This is a genomic window from Falsiroseomonas sp. RANM36, assembly GCF_056682175.1.
Genome location: NZ_JBWXTD010000003.1, coordinates 342,227 through 350,701, shown reverse-complemented (window position 1 = coordinate 350,701; position 8,475 = coordinate 342,227). Strand labels below are relative to the sequence as shown.

The 8,475-nt window shown below is 72.1% G+C and carries 11 protein-coding genes; 2 read left to right on the top strand and 9 right to left on the bottom strand.

Going from position 1 to position 8,475, the window contains the following annotated elements:
• The 9 genes from AC1MIR_RS06475 to AC1MIR_RS06435 all read right to left on the bottom strand — a co-directional run.
• Positions 1-904 (bottom strand): methyltransferase domain-containing protein (locus AC1MIR_RS06475; protein WP_480027363.1); only part of this gene is annotated, 904 nt, incomplete at its 3' end.
• A 44-nt stretch (positions 905-948) separates the two neighbouring features.
• Entirely contained in the window at positions 949-2,676 is a 1,728-nt protein-coding gene (locus AC1MIR_RS06470; RefSeq protein WP_480027362.1) for a patatin-like phospholipase family protein, read from the bottom strand.
• A gap of 61 nt (positions 2,677-2,737) precedes the next feature.
• Positions 2,738-2,929 (bottom strand): hypothetical protein, encoded by a 192-nt coding sequence (locus tag AC1MIR_RS06465; protein ID WP_480027361.1) that lies wholly within the window; start codon positions 2,927-2,929, stop codon positions 2,738-2,740.
• A 113-nt stretch (positions 2,930-3,042) separates the two neighbouring features.
• Positions 3,043-3,222 carry a hypothetical protein gene (locus AC1MIR_RS06460; protein ID WP_480027360.1) on the bottom strand — a complete coding sequence of 60 codons (180 nt, stop codon included), beginning with the start codon at positions 3,220-3,222 and terminating at the stop codon, positions 3,043-3,045.
• A 123-nt stretch (positions 3,223-3,345) separates the two neighbouring features.
• Positions 3,346-4,320 (bottom strand): helix-turn-helix domain-containing protein, encoded by a 975-nt coding sequence (locus AC1MIR_RS06455; RefSeq protein ID WP_480027359.1) that lies wholly within the window; start codon positions 4,318-4,320, stop codon positions 3,346-3,348.
• A gap of 46 nt (positions 4,321-4,366) precedes the next feature.
• The gene (locus tag AC1MIR_RS06450; RefSeq protein WP_480027358.1) at positions 4,367-4,492 is read right to left on the bottom strand and encodes a hypothetical protein; all 126 of its coding nucleotides are present in this window, start codon (positions 4,490-4,492) and stop codon (positions 4,367-4,369) included.
• Positions 4,493-4,606: 114 nt separating this feature from the next.
• A complete protein-coding gene (locus AC1MIR_RS06445) occupies positions 4,607-5,782 on the bottom strand; it encodes a UxaA family hydrolase (RefSeq protein WP_480027357.1) in 1,176 nt (391 codons plus the stop codon).
• A 13-nt stretch (positions 5,783-5,795) separates the two neighbouring features.
• Positions 5,796-6,080: a UxaA family hydrolase gene (locus tag AC1MIR_RS06440; protein WP_480027356.1), complete on the bottom strand. Its 285-nt coding sequence runs from the start codon at positions 6,078-6,080 to the stop codon at positions 5,796-5,798.
• 67 nt (positions 6,081-6,147) lie between these two features.
• Positions 6,148-6,804 carry a uracil-DNA glycosylase family protein gene (locus AC1MIR_RS06435; RefSeq protein WP_480027355.1) on the bottom strand — a complete coding sequence of 219 codons (657 nt, stop codon included), beginning with the start codon at positions 6,802-6,804 and terminating at the stop codon, positions 6,148-6,150.
• A 159-nt stretch (positions 6,805-6,963) separates the two neighbouring features.
• On the opposite strand from AC1MIR_RS06435, the gene AC1MIR_RS06430 reads away from it, so the two are divergent.
• The gene (locus tag AC1MIR_RS06430) at positions 6,964-7,830 is read left to right on the top strand and encodes a branched-chain amino acid aminotransferase (RefSeq protein ID WP_480027354.1); all 867 of its coding nucleotides are present in this window, start codon (positions 6,964-6,966) and stop codon (positions 7,828-7,830) included.
• A 108-nt stretch (positions 7,831-7,938) separates the two neighbouring features.
• The coding region (locus tag AC1MIR_RS06425; protein WP_480027353.1) for a YcbK family protein at positions 7,939-8,475 on the top strand (537 nt) is incomplete at its 3' end.

Sequence of the window (8,475 nt, the reverse complement as noted above, 5' to 3'; positions counted from 1 at the left end):
GGCGCGCCCCCCCCCCCCCCCCCCCCCCCCCCCCCCCCCCCCCCCCCCCCCCCCCCAACGCCGGATGCGCCCCGCCGGGGGGCAGTGGCGGGGCGTCCCACACCAGGCGATGCGGCGCGCTGGCGGCGAAGCCGGCGGCGGCGAAGGCGTCCAGCATCTCGGTCAGGCCGAGGCGGTTGTTGTAGAGCCCGGCGCGGCCCACCGCCTTTCCTTCCCAGAAGCCGGGCGAGAAGCGCAGGTGGCGCAGCGCGCCGCCGAGATGGTCGTGGAAGTCCACGCCATGCAGCCCGATGCCGTCCGGCGCCGTCACGCGGCGCAGTGCTGCCAGCAGCGGTGCCAGCGCGTCGCGCCGCACATGCTCCAGCGCGACTTCCGAGAAGACGAGGTCCACCGATCCCGCCGGCACCTCCGCCAGCCGCTCCGGCCCGCCGATCAGCAGCCGTGCGCCGCAGGCGGCCAGCACCTCCGCATGCGTCGCGCAGCCCGAGAGGTCGGGCGGGGAAAGGCCGGCGGCGCGGGCGGCTTCGGCGGCGCGGCGGTAGGGCTCGAGCTCGCGCGGCGCGTCGTCCTCGACATCGAGGTAGAGGATCGGGCCGAGGCCGAGCGCGGCGGCGATCGGGGCGCGGCGGACCATCGCGCCGGGGCCGATCTCCAGCACGCTGCGCGGCGCGCGGCCGAGGCGCGCCGCGGCGCGGGCGACGAGGTCGGCGAGCGGCGGCACGAGGCGGGCGGGATCGTCGGCCGCGAAGGAATGGCGCCGCAGGCCGAGGGCCCGCCAGGCGCGGGCCGGCACCGGCAGGCTGCCGAGCACCAGCTTGACCGAGAACTTGACCCACCAGGGCACGGGCGCCCCGGCGGCGTAGCCGGGCGGGACGGGGGTTTCGGCGGGCGCCGTCGTTTGCATGAGGGCTGCTTAGCCCGCCGGCGCCGCGCGGTCAGCCGGCGGGTTCAGAGGCCGCTGTCGCGCCGCGCCTTCTCCAGGGTGGCGACGATCTGACGGCTGGCGAGCCAGGCCGGCAGCCAGCCGAACCCGGTGGTCAGCGCCCCGCCGATCCAGCCGAGATGCCCGGACAACGCCCGCAGCACGCGCCGGATGCGCTTGGCGAAGGCCGCCTGCAGCGGCGCGGGATCGAAGCGGCCGACCGGCCAGTCCGGCTCCGGCACGGGGTCCTTCGCCGGATCCCCGGCGTCGCGCAAATGCGGCGCCAGCCACACCAGCGGCACCAGCCGCTTCTCCGGCTTCATCCCGTGATCGGCCATGACGCGCAGCGCCAGGGGGGTCGGCGCGCCGGCCGCGTCGCAGGCCCAGTGGCGCACCACCGCATTGTCCACCGGCACGGCGAAATAGCGCTGCAGGAAGTTGCGGCAATTGTGCCGGCCGAGCAGGAAGTCGTGTTCCCGGAAATCGCGGCAGAAGAAGCCGAGGAAGCCGCCCAGCGCACCGCCGGCGAGCGCGGAGGCGCCTTTCGGGCGACCGGGCCCGTCGGCGCTGGGCGCGATGATCTGCCGGCTGAACACATCCGCCTGGGTCGCCAGCCAGATGTCCACCGGGCGGAAGCGTGCCTGGTTCTTCCAGGCCGAGATCAGCGCCGCCAGGATCTGCGGCAGCGGCGTGGTGCCGTCGCGCGGGCCGGGATCGGGCGGCTCCGGGAAGGGGTCCACCATGATCATCGCCTGCGTCGCCTCGGCCGGTTGCGGCACCAGCGGCGCGTCGCGCTTGATCAGCAGCGCGTCGCGGCAAAGGTCGGTGGGCTCGTTGTTGGCGATGCCGCCATCCACGCAGAGCATGGTCGCCCGGTCGGGGTCGAGCACCGTCCAGGACGGCTCCAGCACTTCCCACACGCCTTCGTTCGGCCGGTCGGGGTCGCCCTTCGGCACGAAGATCGGGCGGCGGGCGCGGTTTTCGGGCTGGCGGCTGAGCACCCGCGCCGGCAGCGCCCCGGGAAAGGCGCCGGAGGCCAGCGCCGAATTGCCGAGCGCCGACCAGGTCGGGTCGCCGCGCGCGGCGTCGCCCGGCAGCGGCAGGTAGTTCGCCGGCGGCTTCGCGCCCGTGGGGGCGGCGAGGAAATCCATCACCTCGGCATGGTCCATCATGCCGCCCGCCACCTCCTGCGCGCCCTCGAACCGCAGCTGATAGGGCGTGCCGGTGAGGTTGCCGACCGTCATCCGCACGCGCAGGTCGGCGATCCAGCCGCGATGCTTCGGCGCCGGGCTGGGCTGCAGGCCGTCCGGGCGGGCCGGGTCGGGCGACAGGATCTGGTCCACCGCATCCGACAGCCAGGCCCCGTTCAGGACGGAGCGGAAATGCCCGGCATCGAGGTCGGTCGTGTCGAGCAGGCGGGTGATGTGGGGCTGGTCCACCCAGGCCCAGGCGAAGGGATTCCGCCGCCGCGCCTCGGGATCGCGCAGGCTGCGCGCGTCCATCGGCGCGAAGCTGCGATTGGCCCAGGCGGCGACGGTCGCGGCGTTCATCGCGCCGGCCGAGGCGCCGACCATGGCGCGCAGCACGACCTCATGCGTCGGCACGCCCTCATGCCCGGCTTCGCGCGCGGCCTCGAAGGCGTCGAGCGCCTCGAACAGCAGGTCCAGCACGCCGGCGGTGTAGGCGCCGGCCGAGACGGCGCCGGCGGCGACGATGCCCAGCTCGAAGGCGGGCCGGTCTTCTGATGTGCTCATCCGCGACCTCCTGCCGGGAGACTACCCCGGATGGCGCGCGCGATGGGCGCCGATTCGCGCCTCAGTTCCCGCCGGGCAGCAGGAAGGGCATCTCGGAGATCGCGCGCGCCACCCACTGCAGCGGCACCTCGCCCGCGCGGTCGGCGGCGACGAGTTCGCGCGGCGTCGCGGAGCGTGCGGCGGGCAGCGCCGCGGCGAAGGCGATCACGAAGCCGATGAAGGCGAACATCACGAAAACGGCGGTGCGGTTCATGTCCGGCTGCTCCCTGCCTTGCCGGGGTGGAGTTTCCCCTGGCCGCATGTCGCGATGGCTTCGCGCCACGGGCGTCGTGTTGCGCGCGTGTTTCGCGCGAGGGGCGAGGGGGCTCATCGGGCCGGCGGCATGAAGGGCCGGCCGGCCAGCGCCTGGGCCATCCATTCGGCCGGGACATGCTCGGCGAGCGCGACCGGCTGCGGGGCGGCGGAGCGCGCGGAGGGCAGGGACGCGGCGAAGGCGAAGAGGAAGCCCAGGAAGGCGAACAGGACGAAGACGGTGGTGCGGCGCATGGTTCGGTCCTCCGTGCCCGGAGGCCCCTCGCCGCCGGTGAGAGGGACTATGCCGCCGCATCCCTGCGAGGGTGTGTCGCGCGGTTTCGTGTGCGTTGACGGTCCGCTTCGCGTGTTGCGCGGTTAGCCCCGCGGCTCTGCGACCACGCCCTGGAACGCCGCCCGGGCCGCGGACAGCGCTTCGCGATGGTGCTTCGCTTGCGGCAGGCGCAAGCTTCGCCGGCCGATCGCCCAGCTTTCACCGGGCGCCACGCGGGCCTGACGCATGACAGGCTGTCCGAGCGCGTCCCTCTGGACGAACGCCGCGCGGAGGTCGGGCGTCAGCGCCGTGTCCCACTCGCCTGCAAGGCTGTGGGCGCGCCCCATGGCGGCGGCGAAGGAGGCATCGTCGGTCGCGTCGCTCAGTCGCAGCCAGATGCAGCGGCCGGCGCCGAGAGCGCGTTCTACTCCCGCGCCGAGCACGCTCATCAGGCCGTCGAGAATCTCCGCATGGTCCTCGTGCGGGCGATTCAGGATCTGGTAGCCGAGCGTCGCGTCCTGCAATCGACCGCGGAACAGCATGTGCAGCTGGAAATAGAAGGGGAAGGCATAGCCGTGTGCATGCACGGTGCCGCCACTCGAGAACTCCGCGGATAGCGCTCCCTCGGCTTGAACGCCGGCGCGCAGCCGCGCCGCGTAGCCCTGCAATTGGCCCGGCCGGCTAATGGACGGGTAGAGCATGAGCCATATGCCGGAATGCGCGGCGTCCGCCTCCACCAGTCCCTCTGTCGCCATCGCAGCGGCCAACGCTGCGATGGGAGAGCAAGGCGCCGCGCCGGTCGCTGTCCGGGTCGGGCCTGGGATGCCAAGCCTTTCGCCGAAGTCTGCCAGCGGCAGGTCCCAGGCGGTGCGGTCGAAGCCCGCGATGGCGCGGGCGAGGGCCGAGCTCAAGGTGGCGAGGGAATGGTCGGCGGGGTGCAGCGCCCCGCTTGCCCAACGCGCGACGACCGACTTGTCCACGCCGACCTGCTGCGCCAGCGCCGTGCGCGAGAGATTGGCGCGGCCGAGCGCGAGCTTCAGCTTCGCGCCGAATGCCTCGATGCCGTCGCGCCGCGCCATGGGCTGGCTCTCCCTGGCGCAGGGTCGCGTCCGGACGCAACGGTTGTCAAAGGAAATGCTGGCCCTGGCGGGCGCTGGCAGCCAGGTCGCTCCGCCGCTCGTCGGCGTCAGACCGCCCGAGCGGTCCGAGCAGCGCGGCGATGACCAGGATCACGAGAAGGGCGATCAGCATGACGGGCCTCCCTGAGGACGGCCCGAGACTTCCGCGTTTCAGCGCGCGCGCGGAGCGGCGCCGACGGGCGCCGGAAGGCGCATCGCGATGCGTACCGCGATGCGCCCTGGTGCGTCAGGCGCTCTCGTAGAGGCGCGTCAGGCTGAACTCGCGGTGGCCGAGGATCTCGGCCGCCGTGTGCTGGCCATCCGCCGTGCGGAGGATGCAGTCGAGCAGCGCCTCGCCCGCATCGTCCATGTTCATGGTGCGCTGCAGGATGCCCGTTACGTCCACGTCCACATGCTCGGACATCGTGCGCATGGTGCGCGGGTTCGCGGTCAGCTTGATCACCGGCACGATCGGGTTGCCGATGACGTTGCCCTGGCCGGTCGGGAAGGTGTGCACCGCGAAGCCGGAGGCCGCGCAGAGCGTCACCATCTCCGCCGCCGCGGAGGAGCTGTCCATGAACCACAGCCCCGGATGCGTCGGCTCCTCGGCCTTGTCGAGCACGCCATCGACCGTGCACTTCTTGCCGATCTTCTGGATGTTGCCGAGCGCCTTCTCCTCGATGGTGGTGAGCCCACCCTCGATATTGCCCTTGGTCGGCTGGCTCTCGGACAGGTCGGAGGTCTTGTTGGCCTCGATCACCGCCTGGTAGCGGTTGAACATCGCCATGAACTGGTCGCGCACTTCCGGCGTCTTGCAGCGCGCGGCGACCAGATGCTCGCCGCCGGTGATCTCCGACGTCTCGCCGAAGACCAGCGTGTTGCCGTTCTCCCAGAGCTTGTCGAAGGAATTGCCGACGGTCGGGCAGGAGGCGAGGCCGGAGGTCGTGTCGCTCTCGCCGCACTTCGTGCTGACCCAGAGGTCCTGCAGCGGCGCGCGGGTCTTCTTCAGCGCGGTGGCGTATTTCACCATGCGATAGGCGGCGCGCGAGGCGGCGGCGATGGTGTTGATGTCGCCGTTCTGCTCGATGGCGAAGAACTCCACCGGCTTGCCGGTCTTGGCGATGCCCTCGGCGACCTTGCCGGCCCAGCCGAGCTCGATGCCGATGACGACGACGGCGGCGACGTTCGGGTTGCAGCCGGTGCCGATGATGGTGCGGAAATGCAGGTCGAGGTCTGCGCCGAACTGCAGACGCCCATAGGCGTGCGGGATGGCGAGCGTGCCCTGGATGTTGCGCGCGACACCCTCGGCCGCGGCGTTGGAGATGTCGTCCACCGGAAGGATCAGGACGTGGTTGCGCACGCCCATCCGGCCGTTGTCGCGGCGCCAGCCTTCGAAGGTCGCGCTCTTGAGGTCGATGCCCATGATCGCGGTCCCCTTACCAGCGCTTCGTCTTGACGTTGTGGACGTGCAGGTGCTCGCCGGCGCCGATGTCCTTCACGGCCTTGCCGATGTCCACACCGTATTTGATGATCGTGTCGCCGGACCTGATCCCCTTGATCGCCAGCTTGTGGCCGATCGGGATGTCGTTCTTCGCGTCGAACTCGATCAGCTTGTCCTGGTCCATGATCCAGCCGGTGAGCTTGGTGCCGGCCTTCAGGCCCTCCACCACCACCACGCCAACGCTGTCGCCCTCGTCATGGACGACGAAATGGATCGTCATCGCGCTTCCTTCCCCCGGTTCACGGTCCGCAACAGGGGGCGCACCCTAGGCGCCGCGCCGCGGGGGTTCAACCGGGGGCGATGCCGGCGCGACGGGCGATCGTGCAGAGGCTGCGGCGATAGGCGGCGACGCGATCCGGGTGCATCGCCTCCGCCCCGTCGGCCCGGCGTCCGGCGAGGTAGGTGTAGCTCTCGATCCGTTCGACATGCGGCGGCAGCGGCACGGCGGCGCGGTCCACCAGGTGGCGGAACAGGTCGGCGGCCAGGTCGCCCTTCAGCACCAGCCAGCGCGGCGCTGCGGCTTCCAGCTGCCAGCGCAGCACCGGCGCCCAGGTCTCGGCGCGCGCGAGCAGGGGCGCGAGCTTCCCCTCGCGCCGCGCCGCGCCATCCTCCACGCATTTGATCAGCGTGGTCACGTAGCAGCGCCAGCCGCCTGGCGCCCGGGGCTCCCCGGTCTTGAACCCGGCCTCCGCCAGGGCGGCGCGAAAGACCTGGTCGCCGGGCGTGCTGTTCCATTGCGCGTCCGGGGTGGCCAGCGGCGCTTTCGCGCGCCCGCGCGCGCCGAGGCCCGGCGCCTCGGCCAGGAACCAGACCGGCGCGAAGGGATCGCCGAGGCTCGCGGTCAGTCCGGGGTGTTCCGCGCGGTGGTCACGAAGGGCCGGGTTCGCGCGGAAGACGGCATCCACATGCGCTGCCAGCGCAGTCTCGTAGTTCCTCAGGTCCAAGGCAGCGCCGTCTCCCTCCATGCCGGGGCGCAGCATAGTGGAACCGGCGCGCTGTTGCAGGTTCGGAATGGCAATGAAAGCTTCGGAACGCTGCGCCATCTTGCGGGAAGCGAGTGGTCGGGCGCATGCATCCCGCTCGGCAGCCAGGACGGGATGACGATGGCGGGCGTTTTCTTCCATGACGGCACATGGACCACCGAGGAGCCGAAGCTCACCGGCCCGATGGACCATGCCTTCTGGCTGGGCAGCGTGATCTTCGACGGCGGGCGCGCGATCAAGGGCGTGGCGCCGGACCTCGACCGCCACTGCGCGCGCTGCGTCGCCTCGGCGAAGGCGATGCTGATGAAGCCGACCAAGACGCCCGAGGAGATCGAGGCGCTGTGCCGCGAGGGCATCCGCCGCATGGGGCCGGAGGCGACGCTCTACATCCGGCCGATGTTCTTCGTGCGGAAGGGCCTGGGCGCGGCGCGGCCTGATCCGGACAGCACCGATTTCGTGCTGGCGATCTATGACAGCCCGCTGCCGGGCTTCACCGGCTTCTCCGCCACCATGGCGCCGTTCCGCCGCCCGGCGCCGGACATGGCGCCGACCGATGCCAAGGCCTCCTGCCTCTATCCCAACGGCGCGCGTGCGACCGCCTGGGCGGTGGAGCGCGGCTTCGAGATGGCGGTGCTGTGCGACGAGGCCGGCAACGTGGCGGAATTCGCCGCCTCCAACCTGATGTTCGTGAAGGACGGCAAGGTGATCACGCCGGCGCCGAACGGCACCTTCCTCAACGGCATCACCCGCCAGCGCGTGCTGGCGCTGCTGCGCGAGGCCGGCGTGCCGGTGGAGGAGCGCATGGTGCGGCCCGAGGAACTGGACGACGCCGACGAGATCTTCTCGACCGGCAACTACGCCAAGGTGCAGCCCTGCACGAACTACAACGGCCGGGCGCTGCAGCCGGGGCCGCTGGCGCGCAAGGCGCGCGAGCTCTATCTCGACTGGGCGGAGCGGCACTGGCGCATCCTGCCCAAGGCCGGCTGATCCGCAGGGCCGGCCCCGCCGGTCCGGTTGCAAAATCAGACAGTTCCATACGCAGCGCGGCCGCGAGTTGAATTGCATGGCGCCGCCCCACGCGCGAATCCTCCGCGTGTGACGACCACGCGCCGCTCCCTGCTGCATGCCGCCGCCGCCGTGCCGCTCGGCGTGCTCTGGGCGCGCGCGGCCCGGGCGGCGGCGGCGCCGGAGCGGTTCCTCTGGCTGCGCAACGGCGCCGGCGAGGAAGTGGCCACCGCCTATCGCGCCGGCGAGGAGTACGATGCCCTTGCCTTGGCGAAGCTGCGCCACCTGCTGCGCGACATGCATGCGGGGGCCGAGGGGCCGCTGCCGCCGCTGCTGGTGGACATGCTCTCCGTCCTGCAGGAGCAGTGGGGCTACACGCGTCCGCTGATCGTGCGATCCGGCTTCCGCACGCCGCGCACCAACGCCTCGCTGGAAGGTGCGGCGCCGGCCAGCCTGCACCTTGTGGGCCAGGCGGCCGACCTCAGCGTGCCGGGCATGGCGCCGAACGACCTGGCGATGGCCGTCTGGACGCTGTCGCGGCGGACGGGCTTCCTCGGCATCGGCGTCTATCCGCGCTTCGTCCACATGGACATCGGGCCGCAGCGCGTCTGGACGCGCTGGGCGCGG

Excerpts from the sequence above, each read along its gene's own strand:
- AC1MIR_RS06470 (WP_480027362.1), bottom strand. The coding sequence starts at position 2,676 with ATGAGCACATCAGAAGACCGGCCCGCCTTCGAGCTGGGCATCGTCGCC.
- AC1MIR_RS06455 (WP_480027359.1), bottom strand. The coding sequence starts at position 4,320 with ATGGCGCGGCGCGACGGCATCGAGGCATTCGGCGCGAAGCTGAAGCTC.
- AC1MIR_RS06430 (WP_480027354.1), top strand. The coding sequence starts at position 6,964 with ATGGCGGGCGTTTTCTTCCATGACGGCACATGGACCACCGAGGAGCCG.
- AC1MIR_RS06460 (WP_480027360.1), bottom strand. The coding sequence starts at position 3,222 with ATGCGCCGCACCACCGTCTTCGTCCTGTTCGCCTTCCTGGGCTTCCTC.
- AC1MIR_RS06440 (WP_480027356.1), bottom strand. The coding sequence starts at position 6,080 with ATGACGATCCATTTCGTCGTCCATGACGAGGGCGACAGCGTTGGCGTG.
- AC1MIR_RS06465 (WP_480027361.1), bottom strand. The coding sequence starts at position 2,929 with ATGAACCGCACCGCCGTTTTCGTGATGTTCGCCTTCATCGGCTTCGTG.
- AC1MIR_RS06445 (WP_480027357.1), bottom strand. The coding sequence starts at position 5,782 with ATGGGCATCGACCTCAAGAGCGCGACCTTCGAAGGCTGGCGCCGCGAC.
- AC1MIR_RS06450 (WP_480027358.1), bottom strand. The coding sequence starts at position 4,492 with ATGCTGATCGCCCTTCTCGTGATCCTGGTCATCGCCGCGCTGCTCGGA.